18 protein-coding genes are annotated in these 24,096 nt (G+C 65.3%); 5 read left to right on the forward strand and 13 right to left on the reverse strand.

What is annotated here, in order from left to right; all coding sequences use genetic code 11:
* Nucleotides 1-421: 421 nt before the first annotated feature.
* Together HV675_RS07960 and HV675_RS07965 are read left to right on the forward strand one after the other, a co-directional pair.
* Nucleotides 422-1,510: a PRC-barrel domain containing protein gene (locus HV675_RS07960; RefSeq protein ID WP_175110340.1), complete on the forward strand. Its 1,089-nt coding sequence runs from the start codon at nucleotides 422-424 to the stop codon at nucleotides 1,508-1,510.
* A complete protein-coding gene (locus HV675_RS07965; RefSeq protein ID WP_175110341.1) occupies nucleotides 1,507-2,805 on the forward strand; it encodes an MFS transporter in 1,299 nt (432 codons plus the stop codon). The genes HV675_RS07960 and HV675_RS07965 overlap by 4 nt, the downstream gene beginning before the upstream one ends.
* A 159-nt stretch (nucleotides 2,806-2,964) precedes the next feature.
* Here HV675_RS07965 and HV675_RS07970 read toward each other — a convergent pair whose 3' ends face one another.
* The 3 genes from HV675_RS07970 to HV675_RS07980 all read right to left on the reverse strand — a co-directional run bounded on the left by HV675_RS07970 (nucleotide 2,965) and on the right by HV675_RS07980 (nucleotide 5,673).
* Complete coding sequence (locus HV675_RS07970; protein WP_175110342.1) at nucleotides 2,965-4,287, reverse strand: type II toxin-antitoxin system HipA family toxin; 1,323 nt, start codon at nucleotides 4,285-4,287, stop codon at nucleotides 2,965-2,967.
* Entirely contained in the window at nucleotides 4,271-4,612 is a 342-nt protein-coding gene (locus HV675_RS07975) for a helix-turn-helix domain-containing protein (RefSeq protein WP_175110343.1), read from the reverse strand. The genes HV675_RS07970 and HV675_RS07975 overlap by 17 nt, the downstream gene beginning before the upstream one ends.
* A gap of 167 nt (nucleotides 4,613-4,779) precedes the next feature.
* Nucleotides 4,780-5,673: a LysR family transcriptional regulator ArgP gene (locus HV675_RS07980; RefSeq protein WP_175110344.1), complete on the reverse strand. Its 894-nt coding sequence runs from the start codon at nucleotides 5,671-5,673 to the stop codon at nucleotides 4,780-4,782.
* A gap of 98 nt (nucleotides 5,674-5,771) precedes the next feature.
* On the opposite strand from HV675_RS07980, the gene HV675_RS07985 reads away from it, so the two are divergent.
* Entirely contained in the window at nucleotides 5,772-6,386 is a 615-nt protein-coding gene (locus HV675_RS07985; protein WP_175110345.1) for a LysE/ArgO family amino acid transporter, read from the forward strand.
* A gap of 80 nt (nucleotides 6,387-6,466) precedes the next feature.
* Here HV675_RS07985 and HV675_RS07990 read toward each other — a convergent pair whose 3' ends face one another.
* From HV675_RS07990 to HV675_RS08025, 8 genes are all read right to left on the reverse strand, one after another.
* A complete protein-coding gene (locus HV675_RS07990) occupies nucleotides 6,467-7,450 on the reverse strand; it encodes an endo alpha-1,4 polygalactosaminidase (protein WP_246270146.1) in 984 nt (327 codons plus the stop codon).
* 2 nt (nucleotides 7,451-7,452) lie between these two features.
* Nucleotides 7,453-8,826 carry an exopolysaccharide Pel transporter PelG gene (pelG, locus tag HV675_RS07995; RefSeq protein WP_175110346.1) on the reverse strand — a complete coding sequence of 458 codons (1,374 nt, stop codon included), beginning with the start codon at nucleotides 8,824-8,826 and terminating at the stop codon, nucleotides 7,453-7,455.
* On the reverse strand, nucleotides 8,826-10,493 hold the full coding sequence (gene pelF / locus HV675_RS08000) for a GT4 family glycosyltransferase PelF (RefSeq protein ID WP_175110347.1): 1,668 nt from the start codon (nucleotides 10,491-10,493) through the stop codon (nucleotides 8,826-8,828). Before pelF ends, pelG begins: the two co-directional genes overlap by 1 nt.
* A complete protein-coding gene (locus HV675_RS08005) occupies nucleotides 10,490-11,533 on the reverse strand; it encodes a tetratricopeptide repeat protein (protein ID WP_175110348.1) in 1,044 nt (347 codons plus the stop codon). Before HV675_RS08005 ends, pelF begins: the two co-directional genes overlap by 4 nt.
* A complete protein-coding gene (locus HV675_RS08010; RefSeq protein ID WP_175110349.1) occupies nucleotides 11,526-12,935 on the reverse strand; it encodes a PelD GGDEF domain-containing protein in 1,410 nt (469 codons plus the stop codon). Before HV675_RS08010 ends, HV675_RS08005 begins: the two co-directional genes overlap by 8 nt.
* Before the next feature lie 49 nt (nucleotides 12,936-12,984).
* Nucleotides 12,985-13,518 (reverse strand): penicillin-binding protein activator LpoB, encoded by a 534-nt coding sequence (locus HV675_RS08015; RefSeq protein ID WP_175110403.1) that lies wholly within the window; start codon nucleotides 13,516-13,518, stop codon nucleotides 12,985-12,987.
* A gap of 199 nt (nucleotides 13,519-13,717) precedes the next feature.
* Nucleotides 13,718-17,737 (reverse strand): tetratricopeptide repeat protein, encoded by a 4,020-nt coding sequence (locus HV675_RS08020; RefSeq protein ID WP_175110404.1) that lies wholly within the window; start codon nucleotides 17,735-17,737, stop codon nucleotides 13,718-13,720.
* 70 nt (nucleotides 17,738-17,807) lie between these two features.
* Nucleotides 17,808-20,702 (reverse strand): bifunctional glycoside hydrolase/polysaccharide deacetylase family protein, encoded by a 2,895-nt coding sequence (locus tag HV675_RS08025; protein ID WP_175110350.1) that lies wholly within the window; start codon nucleotides 20,700-20,702, stop codon nucleotides 17,808-17,810.
* A 523-nt stretch (nucleotides 20,703-21,225) separates the two neighbouring features.
* Between HV675_RS08025 and HV675_RS08030 the strand changes: the two genes are divergently transcribed.
* A complete protein-coding gene (locus HV675_RS08030; protein WP_133649474.1) occupies nucleotides 21,226-21,387 on the forward strand; it encodes a DUF1328 domain-containing protein in 162 nt (53 codons plus the stop codon).
* A gap of 177 nt (nucleotides 21,388-21,564) precedes the next feature.
* On the opposite strand, the gene HV675_RS08035 is transcribed toward HV675_RS08030, so the two are convergent.
* Together HV675_RS08035 and HV675_RS08040 are read right to left on the reverse strand one after the other, a co-directional pair.
* Nucleotides 21,565-21,768, reverse strand: a complete 204-nt coding sequence (locus HV675_RS08035; protein ID WP_175110351.1) for a hypothetical protein — start codon at nucleotides 21,766-21,768, stop codon at nucleotides 21,565-21,567.
* A gap of 253 nt (nucleotides 21,769-22,021) precedes the next feature.
* Complete coding sequence (locus HV675_RS08040; RefSeq protein WP_175110352.1) at nucleotides 22,022-22,666, reverse strand: TetR/AcrR family transcriptional regulator; 645 nt, start codon at nucleotides 22,664-22,666, stop codon at nucleotides 22,022-22,024.
* A 555-nt stretch (nucleotides 22,667-23,221) separates the two neighbouring features.
* Between HV675_RS08040 and HV675_RS08045 the strand changes: the two genes are divergently transcribed.
* On the forward strand, nucleotides 23,222-23,896 hold the full coding sequence (locus tag HV675_RS08045; protein WP_175110353.1) for a TetR/AcrR family transcriptional regulator: 675 nt from the start codon (nucleotides 23,222-23,224) through the stop codon (nucleotides 23,894-23,896).
* Nucleotides 23,897-24,096: the final 200 nt, after the last annotated feature.

Consider the following 24,096-nt stretch of genomic DNA (forward strand, 5'->3'; position numbering starts at 1 on the left):
CGGATTGCGCGGACCACCGGGGAGCGCCGCCGCTCTTTTTCTGTAGTTGCGAAGGGTAGGTGAAGACAAATATGTCTCCCATCGCGGCGAAGGCATGCCCGGCATGTCGCGACGCGTATATCGCCGGGCACGTGGGAGACGCGGCGTAACGTGCGCGTGTTTACACCTACGCGCTGAACGTGCGTGAAAGCGCGCGACGTGGCGCGTGAACTCCGGGCAAACCCGAGACGGACTCCAGCCGGTCGCCCGCCTGGCCGAACCGCGCGATGAACGGCAAAGCCGGCTCCACGGGCGTCGCAGGTTACACTCTGTCCGCGGCGCGCTGTTCACCTTGCTTCCTGAGCGCGCGGCTTGCATCGATCACTGCACCGATCGCGGCGGCGCTCCCGGCGTCCCGCATCTCGCCATGGAGTCCTTGTTGATGAGCGGCGGTTTCCTGCGTCCGGCTTTCCGTCTTCTGCTTCTCGCCATTGTGGCGGTCCTCGGCCTCGCGCTCTCGGGCTGCGCGTTGTTCGGCCCGGCCCAGCAGGCGCCTGCGCCGATCACCGAAGCAGTGGCCAGCGCCGTCGAGGCGCCCGCCCCGCCGGTCGTCGAAACGGAGCCTGAGGAAAGCGAGCCCACCGAACCGGCGCAACCGAAGAAACCGAAGCGCGTGGTCGTCAAACCACACAAGGTGGAACCGCCGCCTGCGCCACCGCCGCCCCCCCCGCCTCCCGCGCCGCCTCCGCCGCCGCTTATCGTGACCCGCGCGATCGATCGCGGCGCCGTGCGCGGCCTGCTCGACAGCGAAGTGCAGAAAGCCGATAGCAAAGTGATCGGGCGCGCGGTCGATATGACCGTCGACGTGCACGGCGCGCCGCGCGAACTGGTGGTCAATCTGCAGGGCTTCATGGGCATCGGCGACCGCAAGGCGAGCTTTCCGTGGAGCGCCTTCCGCTTCAGCCCCGCGGCAAAGCCCGCGCCGATCACGATTACGATTCCGCCGAACCAGCTGGCGGCGGTCGGCCGCGCGAAGCCGTCGACTTCGCTCGCGACACCGCTGGCAGGCGTGCCGCCCGCGCCGCCGGTGCCGGACGGACAACTGCCGCTGCTCGACGCGACGGTCGAGCGGCCGAACGGCGCACAGGTCGGCCGCGTGATCGACGTGCTGATCGACGGCAACGCGCAACCGCAGGCGGTTGTGATCGACGTGAGCGGCATTATCAATCTCGACCGGCGCGCCATTGCCGCGAACTGGTCCGCGCTGCACTTCGCGCCGAAGGACAAGTCGCTGCGCGCGGTGATGGATCTGAACGAAGCGCAGATCAAGGCGTCGCCCTCCTATGAGGGCGGCAAGCCGATCGTCGCCGTCTCACCCGCGCCGCCGGCCTCCGCGACCACGGCTGCAGCGGCGCCTGCCGCGAGCAGCACGACGCCGGCGCCAGCCCCCACGCCAGCACCGGCTGCGGCGGCATCGGCCACCTCTTCGTCATCCGCCGCGCCGGCTTCCTCCGCGCGCACTTCCCGATGACGAGCCGGCTCATGGTCAACGCACGCAGTCTTCGCGCCCTCGACTGGCTCAACTTTTTCGTCGCCAACGTGCAGACGGGTTTCGGGCCGTTCATCGCGTCCTATCTTGCGACGCACAAGTGGACTCAGGGCGAGATCGGTCTCGCGCTGTCGGTCGGCACGATCAGCGCGATGGTGAGCCAGGTGCCGGGCGGCGCAGCCGTCGACGCGCTGCGCAACAAGAAGGCCGCCGCCGCATGGGCGATCATCGCGATTATCGCGAGCGCAGTGCTGCTCGCGGCGAGCCCGACCGTGCTGCCGGTGATGGCCGCCGAGGTCTTTCACGGCTTCGCCAGCTGCATGCTGGTGCCGGCCATGGCGGCGATCTCGTTCGCGCTCGTCGGGCGCTCGAATCTCGGCGACCGGCTCGGCCGCAACGCGCGCTGGGCGTCGATCGGCAGCGCGGTCGCCGCCGGCCTGATGGGACTCACCGGCGAGTACTTCTCCGCGCGTGCGGTGTTCTGGCTGACCGCGGCGCTCGCAATGCCCGCACTCGTCGCGCTGGTGATGATCCATCTGCCGAACGCATCGCCGGCATTGCCGCGTGTCCCCGCTGCGCCCAAGCCGCCACGCGACGAGGCGGCGCAAAGCGATACGCCGCTCGACGACGCGCCTGCCGAACCCGAGGATCGCGAGACGATTTTCAATCTGCTGCGCGACAAGCGGTTGCTGGTATTCGCCGCGTGCGTCGTGCTGTTCCATCTGTCGAATGCGGCGATGCTCAATCTCGCCGCCGGCGAAGTGACCGCGGGGATGGGCGACAACGTCCAGCTGGTGATTGCCGCGTGCATCATCGTGCCGCAGGCGATCGTCGCGCTGCTGTCGCCGTGGGTGGGACGCACCGCCGAGCGCTGGGGCCGGCGGCCGATCCTGCTGCTCGGTTTCTCCGCGCTGCCGGTGCGCGCGTTGCTGTTTGCGGGCGTCAGCAGCCCGTACCTGCTCGTCCCGGTGCAGATGCTCGACGGTCTGAGCGCCGCGGTGTTCGGCGTGATGCTGCCGTTGATCGCCGCGGACGTGGCCGGCGGAAAGGGCCGCTATAACCTGTGCATCGGGCTCTTCGGACTCGCGGCGGGTATCGGAGCGACGCTCAGCACATCGCTCGCGGGCTTTATCGCAGACCGCTTCGGCAATGCGGTCAGTTTCTTCGGGCTGGCGGGCGCAGGCGCGCTCGCGGTGCTGCTGGTGTGGGCCGCGATGCCGGAAACGCGCAATGCCGACGCGCAGGAGAAAACGGAAGCGCTGCCGGAAGCGCGCTGACGCGGGCGCGGCTGATGCGGGCGCGGTGGGCGCGGGCTCAGGCAAATGGCATGGGCGAAGCGGAGAACAGCAAACAGCAAGCGCCGCATTGAAGTGCCGCGCCGAAACGCGTTGATCAGGTATGCGACGAAAGCGTGGCGGCAGGCAAACGCCCCCCGGCTACGCTTTTTCCACTGCGCGCAAGCCGATGTCTTTCGGCTTGCGAAACGCGGACGCAACCTTCTCGCACTCGGCGACGGGCACGTTGAGCGCTTCGAAATGCATGCGCCATTCGCGCACGATGGCCGACAACTCCTTGATGATCTGCGCGGCCGCGTGCTTCATCAGACCGAACCGGCCGGCCGCCGACAATGCGTTGTCGAGTGTCGCGAGCCGCCCGGCCGCCGGCCCGACGCCCAGTACGAGAAAACGCTCCGAACCCACTTGCGGCTTCGGCACGACGTCGTACAGATCGCTCAACCGCCAGCCGCGTTGCGCGCCGTCCCAGACAAATGCGTGGTTGCGCAGATGATCGTCGTCATTCGTGACGAGGATGTTGAACACCATGCGTTTGAAGAGCTCGGTCTTGTCCGCGCCGACGGAGCCGCTCGCACCGAGTTCGCTGAGTGTGTCGGCAAGATGCGCGTATTCGGCCGAGCCGGTGCCGAATTCGTGCATTTTCAGCATGGTCAGCGCGCTCACGACGTGACGCTTGCCGAACCCGCCCTTTGGCAACGACACGCGATCGAAGCGCTCGATCAACATCACGTCGCGCCCGTCGGGCAGATGCACGAGCCGCGTCGCGGGTACGCGCAGCCCGCATTGACGTGCGAGTTCGAGCGTGGCGCGTTCGACGACGGGCACATTGAAGCCGTCGCGAAACGCAGGAAACTTCGCAACCCACTGCCGCCCTTCGTCGAGCAGCACCGCTTTGGGTCGCGCGCCACCCAGCGTCGCGCCGACGCTAAAGAGCGACTGCAGGTTGCGCGGCACCCGCCTGCCCTGCTGGATCAGCGCGGCGGCGTCGAGCAGATAGGACAGCGCCTTGACGTCCGGCAGCTTGCCGGGCTCGGCGCGCGCCGTTGGAGAATCGCGAAAATCGAGCGCGCCGGTGCGGTGCGGGCCCGCATGCGCGAGATACTCCGTTTCCGACAGGCTGTCCGGCGCCGCCTTCAGCATGTTTTCGATGACGCGCCGGCCCCACGAGTCGGGCGCCGCATCACGGATCGCGCCGAATAGCGCGAGCCCGGCCGGCGGCTGGAATACCGTCTCCTTGTGCTGTTTCGCTTCGTCGAGCGGCATGCTGACCGGGTCTACTGCGAGTGCATGGGCGCGCTGCAAATACTTGTTGCCGTACACGAAGGTCGCACCGACCGGCTTGATGCCGTCTTCGTAGACCGCGAGCGTGCCCGCCGGCACCGCTTCGGACGCGCCTTCGAGCGCGATAAATACGTATTTGCGCCAGACCGCCGGCGATGTTGTCGGGTTAGAAATCGTACTCACCTGTTTTCGATACGGCCTTGCGTGCGCGCTTGCGCGATTGTGCGTCGCGCTGCGCCTCGCCGACCACATCGTTCTGCCGGTTGGCGACCGGCTCGAGCAAACCGAGCAGGCCTGCACGTTCGAACGCATGCAGCCACGACGCAAAGCTCACCGACACATCGCCCTTTTCGATCCGCACGAGCGTGCTCGGACTGATGTTGGCGCGCTCTGAGAAATCTTGCCGCGTCATGTTGCGGGCGATACGGGCAGCGGCGACCGCACGCCCAAGGGCGGCCGAGCGCCGCTTCAGATCGACGGACGCAAAGTCCTTGTTGTTGCGTTTCATTTTGCCTTATCTGACATTTTATGGCAGATAAATAGTCAGTATAGACTAAAAAATGCGAATGTCAATTTGGTTGCGTGCCGCTTCATGTCATATTTGACAAATTAAGCATGATAATAATTCAAATATGACTAATTTTTCACCGCACCTCACGCGTGACCGGCTGGCCTTCAGTCCAGCAGCTGGGCCGCCTGTTTGCGCAACGCAAGGCCGAACTCGTCGAGCCAACCGATCGACAGGCGCCAGCTTTGCCAGTAGAGATCGACATCCAGATGCCTGCCCGGCAACATATCGATCAATTCTCCGCGCTCCAGGTGCGGCGCCACCATCCGCTCGGGACACATACCCCAGCCGAGCCCTGTCACGCACGCACGCAGGAAGCCCGCGACGTGCGGAATCCAGTGTTTCGGCGGATCGATATCCGCGCGCGTGATCTTGCGCATGAAGCGCTTCTGCAACTCGTCCTTCGGATTGAAATCGACGCACGGTGCGCGGCGCAGCGTTTCGCGCGACACGCCGTCGGCGAAATGCCGCGCGTGAAAGACAGGCGTGCAAACCGCGAGGTAGCGCATCCGGCCAAGCCTCGTGGAGCGGCATCCCTGCACTGGCTCGGCCTGCGTGGTGACCGCGCCCTGTACGCTGCCGTCGCGGATCAGCTGCGCGGTGTGGTCCTGATCGTCGATCACGAGATCGAGCCGCATCTCGCGCTGCGTGCAGAAGCCGGCGATCGCATCGATAAACCAGGTGCCGACGCTATCGTCATTCACCGCGACGCGCAGCGTCGGCCACGCCTGCAGCGACGCGCCGGGCAACGCGGGCAGCGGTCCTGCCAGTTCGGCCTCGAGCAATTGCACGCGCTCCGTATGCCGGCACAGCAGCGCACCGGAGGTAGTCGCGACGCACGGCGTACCGCGCTTCACCAGCACGCTGCCGACGCGCTCCTCGAGCAGCTTCACGCGCTGCGATATCGCCGATGGCGTCACGTTCAGCTCACGCGCCGCGCGCTCGAACGAGCCGTGCCGCACCACAGCCGCAAGTGCATCCAGCAATGCATAGTCCAGCATTAGCGTTCCTTAATCGGTGTTACGAGAATTAGGTTTTCTTACTACGCAGATTACCTCAGACTCGCCCGGTTCGCTTCTTCACATCGTTTTGAAATGCTATGAACTGGCCATCCTTTTCTCACGGCGCGGCGCTGTGCGCGTCACTGATCGTCACCATCGGCGCGCAAAACGCTTTCGCGCTGCGTCAAGGCATCATGCGCTCGCATGTCGGCAAAATCGTGCTGCTTTGCATACTGTCCGATTTTCTGCTGATCGGCGCAGGTGTCGGCGGCGCCTCGGTGCTGGTCGAACGCTATCCGGCATTGATTCATGCGCTGCTCTACGTCGGTCTCGCGTATCTTGCGTGGTTCGGCATCAGCGCCCTGCGCCGCGCGCTGCGGCCCGGTCACGCGGTGCTCGATCCCGCCGCGGACGGCGCGCCCGCGCAACGCACTGTCCCGATCGTCCTGATGACGCTCGCCTTCACGTGGCTGAACCCGCACGTATATCTGGATACCTTTCTGCTGATCGGCACCGCCGGCGCACGGGAGCCTGCAGGCGCGCGCACCGCGTTCGCGCTCGGCGCGATGGCGGTGAGCGCGGTATGGTTCGTTGCGATTGGTTACGGTGCGCGTGTGCTCGCGCCGCTATTCCGGCGCGCCGCCGCGTGGCGGATTCTGGATGGCGCGATTGGAGGTATGGTGCTATTGCTGGCGGTCACGCAGTTCCGCTGACAACGAATGCGGTGCGGCCCCGCGCCAAACGGGCGTGTGGGTGTGGCCTGCTTATCCGGTCCGCGGTCCGCGGTCCGCAGTCAGCGGTCAGGTCGCGCACCACTCGCACCCGCCGCCTCATCGAGCCGCGCGCGGCAAGCGGCATCCGCGCCGACCCCGACGGTGCGCAGCGCGCCGTCGGTCACATAGGGCTGAATACCTGCCGCACAGATCTGCGCGGCTATCTCGCGGCGGCAACGCGCGTCGTCCGGCGCGCAGTAGTCGATCGAAATCACCGGCAACCGGTAACGCTCGCGAATCGTGTGCGCCTGAGCGAGCAGCCATTCGCGGTCGTCGGCGGGTACGGCGTCGTAGCGTTGATTGCTCTGATCCCAGTTGCCGTAGAGCGATTCGAACGCGACCGCCGCGACGTCGCCGTGGATCTCCGGCAGCACCTCGAAGCCGCGGTTCAAAATCAGTTGCGCATCCGGGTAGCGCGCCTTCAGCGCGCGAATCGCAGCGATCAGCCCCGCCTGTTGCCGCGCCCGCGCGGCGTCCGTCTTCGCGATCAGTTGCCAGGAATCGAGCGTGTCGAGAAAAAAGCCGCGGTAGCCGCGCGCCCATAGCGGCGCGATCACATGCTCGACAAAAAACCGCGGCCAGCCGGGTGCGCCCTGATCGATCACGGCCGACGCCCACGTCGAATTGCGACCGACCAGCCATTGCTTCGGCATCGCCGCAAAGTAGTCGCGATCGTTCGTCACTTCGCCAACGCTCACATACGCGTACCAGTTCGTGCAGCGCTGCCCGTCCGCGTCTCGTGCGCTCGTCGCGGTGCGCGGGTCGAAGCCGCTATCCGCTTCGACCACGACCGTATCGAACCGCGACAATTGTTCGACCGGCACCTGCTCGCCATAAAACCACGCCACCCTACCGACGCCGTTTTTCTCCGCCGTACGCTGGCACGCGACGGCAAAGACGGGCCGCGCGCACACCGCCGATACCAGCACGAGCACCGCCGCCATGCACGACACCTGCACCCAGGGGGGGCCGAGCCGTGCAAACAGATTCGCGAGAGCGGTCATGATCAGTTGCGCAGCATGTACGTCTCGTATTCGAGGCGGCCAAGCTTGCGATCGAGCATCTGCACCGCCACCACGACCAGAATCAGCAGCGTCAACGCGAAACCGTAGCCGTACGTATCGGGCGAGAGCCGCAACGTGATGCCGGTGAGCACACCGTTCAGCGCGACAAACGCGACGCATAGTTTCAGCACGGAACGCCGCGCATCGAGATAGAAAAACACGTTCAGCAGGCCGAGCAGCAACACCTGCAGGCTTGCGGCGATCACGTCGAGGATCAATAGCGGCATATACAGCGTCGAGATATGCAGCGCATCGAGCACCCAGCGGCCGAACGCGAGGATAAGCAGCAGCACGACCGCCTGAATCTTGACGATTTCGTAGAGCCCCGCGCGGATGCTCACGACCATCATGTCGCGCATATCGTTGATATGCCGCAGCGTGGCGCCGGTACGCACCGCGTCGTAAAACGCGTCATAGTATTCGACGAAGTCCGCTTCGATACGCACGAGGAAAGTCGCCATGCCGGGCATCACGCATACGTACGCGATAAACACCGGAATGTCATAGATCACCGACGCATGCAGCGGCCCGATCACCGTCGACCCGGTAGCGGGCGCATACCAGAACATGAACTTGTCGAGCCACACACCGAGATTGAACAGCACGCCGGCGAGCGCGAGGCTCGGATACGCGAAGCGCTTTTGCAGCACTTCGAACGAAATGAAGCGCTCGCTGCGGTAGTTCCGGTAAATCAGCCCGGACAGCCCGGCGAGCAATATCACGTGCCCCGCCACGAAGCCGCCCAGCAGCCCGGCGATGCCATGCCGGTTCAGCAGCAGCGCGAAGGCGACCGTGCAGCCATAGCCGACGAAAAATACCGCGAGAATCTGCCGATACTGTTTGACACTCGACAGGAAGATCACCGCGATCCAGATATTGCTGATCACCACGAAGCCGGCGATCATCAGCAGCCGGTAGAGCAGCGGCTCGCCACCAAAACCGAGCCATACCGCGATGAGGCCGACGCATCCGGATGCCGCCGTCGAAATCAGCACGACGCCGTTGTAATTCGACAGCACGAGGTCATCGCGCTTTTCAAACAGACGGTCCGAAATAAAGCGCGTAAACGACAGTTGCAGCGGCCCGGTCAGAATCAGGCTGCACGCAATCAGATAGGTGACCGACACCTGGAACTGCACAATCGCGTACTTGGGGATGGTGAACGCGAGGCTCATCAGGCCGATCACCAGAATGCCGAAGATCGACATGATCAGTGGACCGGAGCTGATCAGCCCCGCATAAGCGTACGCACGCACAACGCCCGTCAGCGTATCGCGCCTCAGAATCTTGCGTAATTCAAAGCCAATGCCTGCCATCAGGGATTCTCCTGCGCCTGCGAAGGCGTCGACACCGCCGCGCTTTGCGCGCCCGCCGTGTGCCCATGCACCGGACATCCGCCGCCTGCCGCATCACCCGCACCACTGCGTGCGGCACGGCTCGGCGCGGCCGCGAGGCGCTCGTAGAGCGTCCGGTATTGATCGATCATCTGCGCCTTCGTATAAAACCGGCGCACGCGCGCCAGACCCGCTGCCTGCGCGGCGCGCCAGCGTGGCGGGTCGCCCAGCAGCTCGAGCACCGCCTGCGCGAACGCCGCCGGGTTCGCGATCGGCACGACGAGGCCCGCGACACCGAGTGCGCGGTCTTCGTCACCGTAGCCTTCAATCAGTTGCCGGCATGAGCCAACGTCGGTGGTGATCGACGGTACGCCTGCAGCAAAGCCTTCGAGCACGACAAGCGGCAGCGCCTCGCTGATCGACGTCAGCGCCAGCGCGTCGACTTGCGGCAGGATCGCATCGATGCGCTGGAAACCGAGAAACTTCACGTGCTGCGCGAGGCCGAGACTTTGCGCAAGCGCGCGGCATTCCCGCGCGTAAGCCGGATCCTCTTCCTCGGGCCCGACGATCCAGCCTTCGATATCCGGCATGGTGCGCGATGCGATAAAAATCGCGCGGATAAACGTCTTGATGTCCTTGATCGGCACGACGCGCCCGATCAGCGCAACCACCTTGCCGCGCCCTGCCCGTTCGGCCTGAGCCGCGGCGCGTTTTTCGACCAGCGGTGCAAGCCCGTCGACGTCCACGCCATTCGGGATGTTGCGCGTGCGCGCGGCTTGCGCGCCATCGGCGATCTGCCGCTGCCGGTTCATTTCATACAGCGCGACGATATCGTCGGCCGCGTCGTACGCGAGTTTGCCGAGCGCTTCGAAGAAGCGCACCCACAGTTCACGGAAATAGCTGATCTTCGAGATATCGCGCTCGAACGCACCGCGGTTATCGCGGATCCACTGGCTTTGCAGCAGATCGATCTTGCGTTCCTTCGTATAGATGCCATGCTCGGACACGAGCAGCGGCCGCCCGGTCCGATAGTGCAGCAGCGCGCCCAGAAAGCCCGCGTAACCGGTCGAGACAGTGTGATACACGCGCGCCGGCGGCAATTGCGCGGCGATCCGCGCAATCTGCCAGAGCGGTTTGTGCATGATCCGCACAGTCCAGAAATAGTCGGTGAACGACGGGTCCGTGCAATGCCGATGGTACTGATCGACGATAAAGTCCCACGCCGCACGGCTCGACACGAACTGCGCCTCGTTGAGCGGACCATCGTCGCCGATCAGATGCACCATGTCCGCCATCAGCGCAGCCGGGTTCGCACCGTGCCGGTTGCGCCACGCATCGTGCAGCTCGGCCGATTTCGCGAATGCCTGTGCGTCGCCGGGAATTTCGCGGGCGGTCTTCGTATCGGCCGCCATCGCTTCATACAGGTAGTGCGCTTCGAAATGCACGACGTTATCGGGCAGCGCATAGGCGGCGCCGTGATAGTCCTCTTCGCGGCTGCCGATAAAGGCGATGGCAAAACGCGTGTCCGGGTACGACTTGATCATCTGGTCGACCCACGCCGACACGCCGCCGCGTACGTACGGGAACGTGCCTTCGAGCAGCAGGCACACATCGGCATCGGCGGCGCGCCGCAATAGTGACGAGTTCATGTTGACCAGTAGCGCACGACAGGTTTGAGCATCGGCAAGGACGACGCATGACCGAGGGAAGCGAGCAATTCGGACACGCGAGCGTAGTCGCGTTGCAGGAAGGCGGCTTCGGCAAGCCAGGGCACAAGCCGCTCGCGCGGAAAGCCCAACGCCTGCGCACGCGTTATATGAGCGGCAGCCTCGCTCGCTTCGCCGTGCGCTAGCGCCAGCCGTCCACGGATCAGCCACAACGCCGCGTCGCTATCGTCGATTTCGAGCGCCGCGCGCGCATAGCGATCCGCCTGCTCGAGCGTGTGCGTATAGACGGCGCCCTGCACGAGGTTCTGATAGACGAGTTCGAAGTAGAGCTCGGCCAGTTGCCGGTTGATCGCGTGACGCTCGCTGTCGTTCTGCGCGAGTTCGAGCGTCTGCGCGGTCTGGAAAATCTTTTGCATCACATCGTTTTCCGCCTGATCCAGCGTGCCGTAGGCGATCAGCCGCACATCCTCGATCGGGTCGGCGAGCAAGTCGCGCAATAGCGTGCCGGTGGTACGGGTCGGCATGCTCTGGATTGCGACCAGCGCGGACAGCCGGTCGGACGCATTCACCTGCGTATTGACGAGGCGCGCCTGCAGCCGTGCGCCGCCGCCGTGCGACACGCGCGACATCAGGTACGTGACGAATTCGGGCGCGGGCACCTGTTGCAGATCGTCATCGCCGCGCCGCTTCGGAAAACACGCGGCCCATACACAGCTCGCGAGCAATACGAGTCCGCCGGCCACCGGCACGAAGGTGCAGACCAGCCAGAGAAACAGCAGCGTGAAACCGCGCGGCTCGCGATAACGCGGCGGCAGCAGCAGCCGGAACAGCACGGCCTGCAGCGCGCCGCACACCGCATCGAGCAGCACTGCGGGCAATAACGGCGCCAACGCGGTCGCACCAGGCGCGAGCTGCCAGATGGCGGCGCCCTGCGCGAGCGCGAGCACGGCGAGCGCGAGCAGTGCAACGACGCTCAACGCCGTGCGCCGCACGAGACTCGTGGAAGCAGACGGCTTATCCATCGATGCCGCTGCGCGTGAGCAGCCCTCGCAATGCCGTGCCCGGTGCGCCGCTGCCCAGATGCAGCGTGTGCACGCCAATGCGCGCGCCTTCGAGATCGACATTGAACTGCACGCGCAGGCTTGCTTCGATACGCGCGAGATAACCGTCCACGCCGGTTTCGTCGGTCGCGGGCATCAGGTTGATCAGCACCGAGCGGCCTTCGGTCCTGATCGGCCACAGCAGATCCAGCGAACGGCGCCTGCGCATCACATGCTCGAAGAACGAGTCGCCGGCATCGTCATGCGGGAACACCAGCGCGACCAGCGACGATGCAATGCCCGCCGAACGCGCGAGCCGTGTGAGCCGGCTCGTGTCGAGCGCGAAATCGTAGGGGCAATCGGGCACGGTCTGCAGGATCTCCTGCACCTGCCGCGAATGCTCGACGCCGTCCGCGTAGTAGCCGAGCAGCACGAGCAGCAATTGCAGATTGTCGAAGTTCAGCGACAGGAACGGCATGCGCCGGATCGCGAGCAGCGCGAGCACGTCGCCGTCCGCGGCAACCAGCGGCGCGCAGACGAGCAGCGACGTGTGCGCAACCGGCCGCTCGTCGCCGCGCAGATGCGCGACGCTCTTCGTCTCGAGCGCGCGCGCGACGAGTTCGTCGTGCGCATCGAGCTCGAACGCATCGCCCAGACGCGCGAGCGCCGTCATGCCCGGCTTGCCGCCGCGCACCGGATACAGCGCGGCGACTTCGATCTGGCACGCCTGCGCAACGAATTCGAGCAGCTCCGCGGTGCCGGGCATCTCGCTCGCGGCGCGCGTGCGCGGCGTCTCGAGACCATGCGCGACCGACAGCCGGCGCAATTCGGTAATCGAGTCGCGCAGCGTGGTCGGTTTCGACAGCAGATCTTTCTCGAGCCGCTCGTGCGACAGGCGCATCAGATAATGGCTGTTCGTGATCGCGACGAGGCGGTCGTTCAGGTAATCGTTCAGCGCGTTCGCGCGCTGCGCGCGGCTGCCCCAGATATCGCCGAAATGGCCGGCGATGATGGTCTGCAGCAGGCCGCCGGTGAAAAACGTCGTCGGCCATGCCGCGCTGCCGTGCGTGAAGAGCAGCCATGCGCCAACCAGAATCCCGCTGGCGAACAGACCCAGCAGCGTGCCATAGCGCAATGCGACCACCAGTGTCGCGAACCACAGCCACGGAAAGCCGGTGTTCAGCAGCAGCGGGTCGGACGGATCGAAACGCCAGCACAGCACGCAGACGACCAGCATGAATACGATCGTCTCGACGATCGAAAACGGCCGCGTCACGGCAGGCGCGATAAAGCGCCGCACGGCATTCAGATTGCCGAACGGATGCGCGTGCCGCGGCTTGACGGCGCTCGCGCCGGTGTCCGGTTGGGAAGTGGCGGTATTCACGGCCGGCTCCTGATGGCTTGTCGGATTCGCGATGACGGCTCGCGCCGCATCATGCGCCGGTGCGCAGCGGCGCGAGCAGCTTGCCGATCAGCGACGACGCGACATTTGCGAGGCTCGAACGGCTCCAGCCGTTGCGCGAACCGGTCGCGCTCCAGACCACCTGGCCGGACGCCACGTCGATCAGCTCGAACGTGACGCCCGCAACCGGTTCGCCGTCGACGCCCGCCTTGTAGCGCCACTCCTCGACCGCGCCGGTCAGCACATATTTCACGTGCTGCTCGCGCGCCCACGCGAGCTTCTTCTCGCCGATCTCGCGCTGCGCGGTGTCGAACATCGCGTTCGACGACGCGTCGGCCGGTGCGATGCGCACATCGGTCAGGCCGTTTTCACGCAGCACGTTCGCGGCGATCGCGGTCGCACTGCTGCCGGCCGCCGGCGTCTCGGTAAAGTTCGCGAGCGACACGACCGCGACCGGATCGGCGGCCGACAGCGTCGGCGCCGCCGTGCTTTGCCGGATCGACCCGCAAGCGGCAAGCAGCGATACGGTTGCCGCCGCGGCGGCGAGCCACTGAAGCGCACGCATGCGCGGTTGCGCCGGTCCTTCGGTCCGCCCTTGCGAGCGTGTTTGAGTCGCACGCATCTGTTTGACTTCGGTGTTCATCGAACCACTCCTTTTCATCACGTTTTCGTCCTGTCGCCCGGCCTGTTGCCGCCCTGTGCGTCATCGCCTCCGGCTGCCCGCATCGACATGAACCCGCGGCCTGCCGCCCCACCCTGATCCATCAGTAGTACCAGTTGTACCTCGCCCCCATCAGCGTCACGGGCGTGCCCAGACGCGACACGCGCTGATGCTGGAAGAACAGCGCCAGATGGTCGCCGCCGAACACGGTGCCCGCCACGCCGACGTTGAAGTCCGGCCCCCATCCCTGATTCGAGTCATGCACGATGCCGACGTCGAGAAACGGCCGCCAGCGATGTGTGTACTGTTCGAGCAGATCGTTGCCGAAGCCGAAGTACAGCCCGTATTGCGTGTACGTGTCCGGCAGGAAATCCCCTGCGACCGCGGGTTGATCGGCCGCGGGAATCAGCCGCGAGATCAGCGGATCCGCGCCGCCGCTTGCGCCATAGCCGCCATGCGTGCCGACCACGCGCACCGTGTAGTCCGGATATTCGGTGTGAAAGCGATAGCTGATTTCACCGTTCGACAGCACACCGCTGCCGATATAGTTGCGCGCCTGGCTGTAGAAGCGATCCGCTTCGACACTACCCGTCACCGTGATGCGCTCGGTCACGCGGTACGTGAAGTCGCCGATCACGTTGTCCTTCATGCCGCCGACCTGCAGCGTCTGCGTTTCGTCGGCCAGCTGATTGTGGCCCGCCCGGATGCCGAGCGTCAGCGGCGAATTGCGGCCGGTTTCCGCCGCGAGCGCGAACGTATAGAAGCTGTCGAGCGCATCGCGCCGGCCGCCGGTAATCTGAAACGCGGTATCGCGTGTCTGCCGGCGCGCATAGACGCTCAGCGACCGGTCCACCGACGGCACGTTGACGAGTTGCGTGATATCGGCCGAATGCTGGAAGTTCTGCACGCCGATCACGCCGACCAGGTAGCGTTCCGCAATCTTGCGGCTCGCCGCAAGCGTCTGCTCGATGTAATCGAGCGGGTGCTCGACGTGGCTCGTCACCGTCGCGTCGATCGACTGCGGCCAGTCCAGCGCCGTTTCGGTGACGCGCGTATGCAGCGCGGTGTCTTCGGGCGCGCCTTCGAGACCTTCGAATGCGATCTGCTGCGCGCGGTCCGGCTGATCGACGGCGATCGTCGCGTCGATCCGGTCGGCGATCGGCAGCCGCGAGCGTTCCTGCGCGAGCAGGCGCTCGAGTTGAGGAAGATCGTTGTCGGCAAGCGCGATCGTCAGTTGCGCGTCCGCGGGACGCGCGAGACGCGCCGCATATTGCTGCGCGAGCCAACGCTTCGCAAGCGGATTGCTTTCGCGCGACACCGCCCACGCAATCGCGACTTCCTTCGCCACGGCGTCGTGCAGCCGGCTGTTTTGCGGCAATTGCGCGCCGCTCGCGGGCGCCTCGCCCGGCACGCCCTTCGCGCTGCCGAGCAACGTGCGGCGCATATACGCAACATCGGCCGGCGCCGCCTGCGTCGACAGCAAATCGTTGAGCAGCGCCGCCGATTCGTCGGCCGTCGTGTAGTCGGCAGACAACGCGACGCGCCGTCCGCGCAAATCCGCCAGCGTTTCGGCATCCTGCGCGTTGCGTCCGCGCAGTGCGCCCCGCGCCGCGCCATGCAGTTTGGCAAGCGATTGGGCGTCCTGTTGTAACTGCAACCAGACCTTGTGACGGATCGACCAGGCGAGATCCGCGTGGCCCGCCATTTCCTGCGCATCGGCATAGGTGAGCAACCACAGCGGGTCGCGCGACAGCGAGCCGGCCTGGCGCCGCAAATATTCGAGCGCCGCGACCGGCCGGTTCAGGCGCATCTCGGCGGCCGCATAGGGTTCCCACAGCGAGGCGCTGCGATCCGCGCTGCCGCGCCAGCGATTCAGCACGCGCTTGAGATCCGCGTCGCTGCCGTAGTCGACCAGTGTCCACAGGTACGCCGCACGCATGTCCGAGGTCGCATCGGGCAGCTCGACCGCGCGCGCGAGGTCCGCCAGCGCGTCGAGCGGCCGATCGGTCAGGCGCGCGTACTCGGCCCGCACCGCGAGCACGCCCGGCGAGGCTTCAGCCGCGCGCTGCTCGTCGGGCGTGAGGCTCGCCAGCAACGTCGCGACGCGGTCGTATGCCTGCGCGTCGGTGTAGTAGAAGATCGCATCCTGCAACGCACGCGGCGTGTGGTCGCGCCGGTAACGCAATTCGGCCACGCGGCCGGCGTCGATCGGATACGGATCGTAGAAGTACGTCATTTCGCCGAGCTCTTCGGGCGTCGCGGCGCCGCTGGCCAGCAGATGCCGGTATGCATCGTTCGCGTCGTCGTCGAGCTGCAGCAGCCGCGCGAGTTCCGCGTAGTCGCGCCAGAAATCCTGGTCCGCGTCGCTTGCGCCGGCGCGCGCGCGCTTCAGTGCGGCGAACGACGCGCGATAGTCGCCCGCGCGGTACAGCACGCTCGCGGTGCGCAGCGCCGCATTCGCATCGTTCGGATGACGCGCCTGCACCGCGCGATAGGCGGCCAGCGCCTGATCGTCGTGGCCGGCGCGTTCCGCGAGCCCGCCGATGCGCTGGTCGAGCGCGTCCGCGTTCGCGCCGCGCGGCAAGGAACGCAGAAACGCGAGACCTTCCTCGGGCCGCCCAAGACGCTCGTATGTTGCGGTGACGTTGTCGATCAGCTTGAGGTCGTTCGGCGTCGCACGCGCCTGATGCACGAGCGCGGTCAGATACGCTTCGTCGTCGTCGAGCATCGGCGCGATGCGCAGCACGTTTTGCCAGCCGACCGGGTCATCCGACAGTTGCGCATAGTCAAGCCACGATTTCAGCGCGCGCGGCGCATCACGATTCCACTCGGCGGTCTGCGCCAGCCGCTTGACCCACAGCACGGAGCGCGGGTCGCGCTGCACCTGCTGCGCGGCAATTTTCTCCGCGCTTGCGAGATCGCCGGATTCGACGAACGCGTTGAAGACGACATCCGCGACATTCGGGTTGGCTTCGGATGCCGGCGCCGCGGGTTGTGCGGCTGGTTGCGCGGTTGGTTGTGCCGCCAGTTGCGTCGACGGTTCCGCCGCGGGTTGCGGCGACACGGGTGCCGCGGGTTGCGGCGACGCTGGCGCCGCGGGTTTTGCCGTCAGTTGTGCCGGCACGGCCGCCGCGACACGCATCAGACGCACGCCCCCGCGGTGGCCAGACGATAAAGCCGCCGCGGACCACGCCACAGGGCCGTCCCGATACGCAAATGGCGCATGCGACGCGGAGCGCGCGTACTTCGCATAGACGGCGGCGATATCGATGCCCGCTTTCGCATTCGCCCGCGCGTGCGCGACGTGCGGATCAGCCGGTTGCGCATCGGCATAGCGCGCCAGCATCTTCGCATAGCGATCGACGATATCCGGCCGGTCCGCCGCGCGCGCAAGATTGAGCAGCACGATCAGCGTGGCCGGGTCGTCGGCGAGCGCGCCGAGATGCGCGTCCGCCGCGGCCAGCGCATCGTCGAGCAGATTGCCCGACTGCAGCGTGCGAATGCCCGTGATGAAACAGCGGCGCTGCTCGTCGCGCGTCTGCGCGTCGGCCTGCCGGCGGAACCATGCGTTTGCCGCCGCGCGATAGTCGCCGACCTGCAGCGCGTAGCGCGTAATCTGCGTGTCCCACTCGTCGCGCCCTTTCGGATCGTGCGCCGACAACTGCGTGTAAAGGTCCATCGCGAGCCGCGGCAAGCCCGCTGCCGCCGCGCGTTGCGCGAGCCATTCGAGATCGTGCGGCGCCCAGTCGTCGCGTGCCGCCGCGCTCAATTGCTCGCGCAGGTCGGCGAGCGACGCGGCACGGCGCGGATCGTCCTCGGTCAGGGCGAAGGTGCGCTGTTCGGCGACCGCGAGGCGCAGCATTGTCGCGGCACGCCGCATGTCCTTCGTATGCAGCGCATCCATGCGCGCGGCGACGCGTTCCGCATCGTCGGCGCGACCGAGATACACGTATTGCGCGCCGAGCAGCGACAGAAATTCCTCGTTGTCCGGCTGCACGCGCGACCATGCTTCGAGATACGCGACAGAGAGATCGCTCGGCGCGCCGACCGAGGCGATACGCTCGCGCATCCCGCCGCGCGGCGACACCGCGTACATCGTCGCGAGCACCACCGCGGCCAGCATCAGCACGAGCCACGTCGAGACGATGCGCGGCCGCTTCGCGCCGGTTCCGGATGCCGCGTGAGCCGTTCGATCAGCCGCCACAGGCCACCTCGACCGGTTGATAGTCGATCGGCAAACCCGCTGCCGGTGCGGTATCGAAGCGCAGCCGGTCGCCGTCGCGCCGCGCGGCGACCGGACGGCCGGCTACGCTGACGCTGCAACGCTGCGCATTCGCGAGCTCGACAAAAGGCTGATAGTAGCCGCCGAATTCGAACGACAGGCGATTCCCGGTGCGCGTAAAGCGGCGCACGAAGCCGTTCGCCTGCGCGATATACGGCACGCCTGCATTCGATGTCGCCGCGGCGGTGCCGGCTGTCGCATCGAACGTCACGCGCGCGGCGCCGTCCGCGATATGGATATAGGTGCCGTCCGGCCCGGCCGCATAGCCGGTCACGCCGTGTGACGCGCGCAGATCCGGCGCATTCGCGCCCGGCCAGCGCAGCTCGCGCACCTCGCCGTTGCCGCGCACGATCCACGTGACGGCCGCCGCGGTCGATGCCGATGCTCCACTTACCGCACCTGCAGCGCTTGCGGAGCTTGTCGCCGCATCGGCAGGCGCGCTCGCGCCGCGCACTGCGCGCGCCACCGCGAAGCTGCGCCAGTCGAGCACCTTGCTGGTGTAGTCGGTAATCTGCACCGGCAGCACCGGCTGCTTGAGCACCGCGGCAAAGATCTGGTCGAGCGCGCGCAGCGACGCGACCTTGGTGCCGCTATACATGTGGTAGTAGATGTCGACCGGCTTGAAACGCAGCGGCCGGTCGGTCATGTCGAACGTCTCGAGCACGCGCGTGAAGCCGTAGAACGGCCCGAGCCAGTCGTTCGTATAGACGTTCTCGTCCTGGTTCGGCGCATACACCTGGTACGCGCCCGGCCCTTTCGAGACGCCGATCGGCGCAATGTTCGTCCAGCTGTTCGCGCTCTTCGTAATCACCGTGTCGCCGCCGTTGATGTTGGCCACACCGGCCGCGTACACCTTGCGCACGACGATCGCCGGCGGCTCGCAGTTGCCGGGCCATTGCAGCACGACGGTCTTCTTTCCCGGCGGCGCAAGACGCGAATTGATGTAGTCGATCGAGCCGGTAATCTCCCGGTCAATATTGAATTTGTAGTTCGGGATATTCAGCGAAAACGCGGTGTCGCCGCCGCCGCGGTCGATGCGCTCGCCGGTCTGTGCGTCGACGTTCTCCCATTCGAACGGATGCGAGTACGTATGCGTACCGATCGCGACGTAGGGCAGCGCGAACATCTTGCGCGCGATCTCTTCGAGGCGCGGCGAGATCTTCGGATACAGGCCTTGCGGACCGACCTCGCCCTCGATCACCGAGAGCGTCATCGGCACCTTGTAGCGCGTGAAAATCTGCTCGTACAGCGCTTCGCCGGAATAATCGGCGCCGGGAAACTCGGCGCGCGACGCGAAGCCGTCGCCGTCGACATGCGTCATGAAAAGACGCCGGCCGTTCTCGGTCGTCACGCTCGGCAACGGCATCGGCTGCAGGCGCAGCGCGGCTGCGAAAAATCGGATCGGCTGGATCGCCCAGCGCTCCTGGCCGATGCCGTTCAGCGAGACGACCGTGTACGGGCTCATTGCATAGCCGCCCCACGGCGTGATCGCGACCGGATCGAGCGTGGCCTCCCCCGACTTCACGCGCAACAGCGACTGGCTCGCCGCCCCCACGCGCACGCCGGTCAGATCGCGCGGCCCGAGCCGGGGTTCGGTCTCGAAGCCGATCATCGGGTCGCGCGACACGACGCTGACCGCGTCGGTAAACGGCCCCGCGACCGGCTGCAGATCGAGCGCCGGACCTTCGTCCTCGGCCGCGTCGAAACCGAACTGGCCGATGAACGCGACCGGCACGTGCGCGGCGATCCGCGCATCGACCCAGCGGCGCCATGCGGCGGTGTCTCGCGGCTCATCGCCTTCGATCCATACGACGACACCCGCGTAGCGATCCGGCGTCACGTCGTCGGGCAGCGGATCGTTCATGTCCGCGTACTGGACGTCGTAGCCGAGATAGTTGAGCGGCGTCGCGGCGGCGCGCACACCGGGCGTTTCGTCGAGCGGCAGATCGGGGGCGCGGTCCTGCACGATCAGGATGCGGCGCGGCATGACCTCGATCGCGCCGATGCCGACCACGTTATGCGCGGCGTTCGTCACATACGGCGTGACGCCGCTCGCGACGACCTGCGCCGCAGTGGCGCGCGCGCATGCGCGATCGTCACCTGGGCACAGTTCAATCGACACCACGGGCACGCCGGTGCGCTGCGTGAACGCATGGGCGGCGTCGCTGCGTGCGGCGCGCTCGGCCGGCGTGACATCGAGTGTGCGCGTGCCGCCGGGCGCCGCCCCGCGCACGAGCGACGGCCCGAGCACCGCGTACAGCGCCGTCGCGTGCGGCAGCGCGGCCTGCAATGCGTCGTCGCCGCCGGCGATCAGGCGCGCGTCGGGATGAGCCGCGCGAATCGCATCGATCGCGGCGATCGCCGCGGGCGTGTCGAGCAGGAAGCCGCGATAGCCGCGCTGCCACAGCGGCTCGATCTGCTGCGCGACGAACGATGCCGCGTCGCCGTTCGCGGCGGGTGCGCGCGCCATCCAGACTGTATGCGCGAGCGGATGGGCGGCCGGATCGAAAGCGTTCGCTGGGTCCATCACGACCGCGTCGAACGCCTGTAACAGGTCGACCGGAGGATGGGCGCCGTCGAAGAATGCGATGTTGGCCTGCGTCTGTCGCGCAGCCGCAGCAGCCTCGTGCGCATCCGCGGCGTGAGCCTGCGCAGGCACGCACGAGATCGCGCCTGCGGCGACCACGGCGCGCGCGAGCATCGACCCGGCCGACAGCGCCGCGCGCCGCAGCCGCGATACCGAAGAAACCCAGCGCCCGCCCGACGATCGAGGCGTCGCCCCCCCTCCCTGAATCTCCGTTGCCATGATGGCTATCCGTTCGCTTATTGCTTTTAACCGGTCCATCGAATTACCTGCTTATCGACGGTTTATGCGACTTCCTGAATCAGATTCCACCGCACCGGTTTTTTCTTTGCGATGCATGCATTTTCGCATCGAACCGCACACCAGCAACGAACGGACTTCACGAAGCGCTATTCCTTGAATCGGCGCGAATTTTAGCGCGTTCCGGCGTAAAGAAAAGACCTTTCACGAAAATAAAGCACCCCGAAGTGCTGAAATGAAACATGCCAATTCTCTTTAGCCCTTATCGATAAAGACGCGCAAACGTTAAACCTGATTTGCATAAAAAGATTTAGCCGCGCATAGCGACTTTCTTACCGGTAATATTTCCACCAGGAAAATCAGAAGAATCGCGATTGCATTCAGCCGCGTCGATGGGCACAGCAGTTGCTTCGCAGGAGGCGGCAGCGTCCCGCGCGAACCGAGGCGACGGTTGCCGCCACCCCTTTCATTCACTCATTCGAACTACGCTCGACCGGAGAACGCCATGCTTCGATACGCTGCCATCTTCTTTGTGATCGCCATCATCGCGGCCGTGTTCGGCTTTGGCGGCATAGCGGCCGGCGCGGCCGAGATCGCGAAGGTGCTGTTCTTCATCTTTATCGTGATCTTCCTCGTGACGCTGCTGATGGGCGTCGTGCGACGCTGACGCACCGGCGCGCGCGCACGATCCGGCGCGTCGCGCCGCAGCCATTGCAAGGGTTGCGAATGCAATTGAAATAGTTGCGCTGTGCGTCGGCCCGCTGCGATCGCGCATCGACAGCGCGCACAGCGGAGATGCCGCGCGAGCAGCGCGGCTGCGCTTCATCGCGTGAAGCGTGCGGCGTCAGCTTCGCGCGCGTGCTTCGAGCGCGAGCAATGCCTCGTTAAGCTTCTGGACGCGGCTGCGTTGCGATGGCACGGACGCGGCGGAGGTTACGCTATCCACACGCTTGCGCCAGTATGAAAGCGGAATTCGATCATTCGCGGAGATATGGGTAAGCACCTGTTCGAGGTGCTGGATATCCGTTTCCAGCTGATAGTGATTCATGGCCTTCCCCGTGACGGCCAAGCGTTTTTGACAGCTATTCGATCGCTAGGGCGTCCGACAAGCTTTGTTATATGAAGCGGAATGAACAGGCAGAAACACCTGGCTGCCCTCGGACCGACAATATGACATCGGCACAAAAGATCCGGCAAGCGGCTCGCACGGTATGCGAGGAATCCTCATAACTTGTCGTTCTACGCAAGCGGCGGATGTGAGTCGTGCACACATCGCATAACCGTTGCCGACCCTCACGACATCAGCTGTCCGCAATCGCGCCGGCAGGCAGATCGTGGCTGACGAAACCAAGAATGAGCCGCACCATTTCGTCTTCAAACGTACGCGTGCCGAGATACTCGGGCCGCTCGAGCGCGGTTGCGAGCAGCACGCCGGAAATCGCGCGGAACAGCACGAAGCGCGCTTCATGAGCGGCAATCCGCCGGCCAAGTTCAGGGCTTTCATGATGCAGCGTGTCAGAGATCAGCTTGAAATAGCGCTGCATGCCCTCGCCGATTGGCGAGTCGGGCGCGGCATCGCTCCATTGCGCACGGAGGATGCCGTAGAGGCGCGGCCGGTCGGCGATAAATGCGGCGACCGCGCGGATCATCCGGCGCGTGTTGATACCCATGCCGGACGGCGCGGGATCCGCGAGCGCATTCGTCATCAGTTCAGTGAGCCGCTCCAGCTCCCGTAACGCGAGCGCCTCGATCAAACCTTCCTTGTTCGGAAAGTACTGGTATAGCGCGCCGATGCTGAAGCCCGCGGTGTCGGCGACACGTTGGGTGGTGAGGCCTGATTTGCCATGTACTTCGAGTGTGCGCGCGGCGGCTTCGAGAATGCTGTCGAGTGCGAATGACGCCCTGGCCTGCTTCGGCCGTCGGCGTTCCGAAGACGAGTTGGACAAAGGGCCTCCGTGTGAAGGGACACGGCTATCTTAGTTGAGTTGGCAACGAGTTTCAGCAAGCGCTGTGTAATATCCGCAACGCATGTGGAGCGTGTTTTCCATCATCGTTCGGCGAGCTTCGCCGCCGTAACGACGCGTTGCAGTCGCTCGATGACGGAACGTCGTTACGCAACAACCGTGACGTGAAGATGACAGTGGGCGATTCAATACAAGCAATACGCTACGCCGACTTTCCGCTCATGATGCCGCGCAAAAAAAGACAGCTGCGTAATCGCCGCGCGCATACGCTCAGATACGCGCGGCGGATCGCTTCGGTAAGCGCATTGTCGGCGCCCATTCGTTGTCCCGTCGTAAGCCTGTGCTTCGCGTGCCGAAGACTGCGAAGCCCGCGCGCGGGGAACGAACGCTAATCAGCGAACTGGGTGCGGCACCCTATGCTGATTGCCTTATAACGTTTTGTTTTGGACTTGCAGCTTTCCGCGAACCTGAGTAATAATCAAATCTCGATCCTCAGGGGGTTTCGTGGTTCTATCGCCTAAATTCACCAGCCCCAAATTGGCTGCGAAGATTCTTGGCGCTCGTTCGGAACAACGCGTAGTTGACATACTGAATACGGCTCAAGTCGTATTCGGTGAACACGGTTTCGATCGCGGCACGACCGCCGAAATCGCGCGCCGGCTGAAGATCTCCGAGGCAACGATCTTCACGTACTTCGGCAGTAAGCGCGAGCTTTGCCAGGAGTTGCTGTATACGTGGTACACCACGATCACCGCGCAAATGGAAGAGAACTTTCCTCGCACCGAAGGCTTGCGCAGCAAGATCGAATACGTGGTCACGCGACACCTGAACTACCTGCTGCAGGACACCAAGGGCTTTTGCGCACTGATCCTCAGCGAGGGGCGCACGATGCACGGCGAGTTCGCCGAAGATCTCGCCGAATTGAAGCGCCGCTACCTGGCGAGCTTCATGGTCGCGTTGAACGACGCACAGGTGGCCGGCGAACTCGATCCGGACGTCCGGCTGTCGCTCGTTCGCGACATGCTGTTCGGCATGGTGGAGCACATCCTGTGGCGCAACCTCGAAGGCAATCGCGGGCCGGACATTCCCGCCATCGCAGCCGAAGTCACCCGGCTCATCATGAAGGCGATCGCGCCCAACGGGGACGAATTGCGGCGCCTCCAGCAATTCCGCAACGAAGTCGCCGCATCGATCAAACGCATCGATCAATAGCGCGCCACGCCGCTGTGGCGTGCGACGTCAATTCGCGTGTCCGCGTGTGAGCGGCAATATGGAATGCGCATGCCGGGCGATGCGCGTAAGCAAATAAAAAGAATGAGCGCGACTCAGGCGGACGCCTCATCAACCGCACGGCGCATTCGCGCAAGCAAGGCAATGCGCGAAAGAAAGCGTCAAATGCGGTGAAGACCCGT

The organism is Paraburkholderia solisilvae, from assembly GCF_902859875.1.
In the GTDB taxonomy this organism is placed as follows: Bacteria; Pseudomonadota; Gammaproteobacteria; order Burkholderiales; family Burkholderiaceae; genus Paraburkholderia; species Paraburkholderia solisilvae.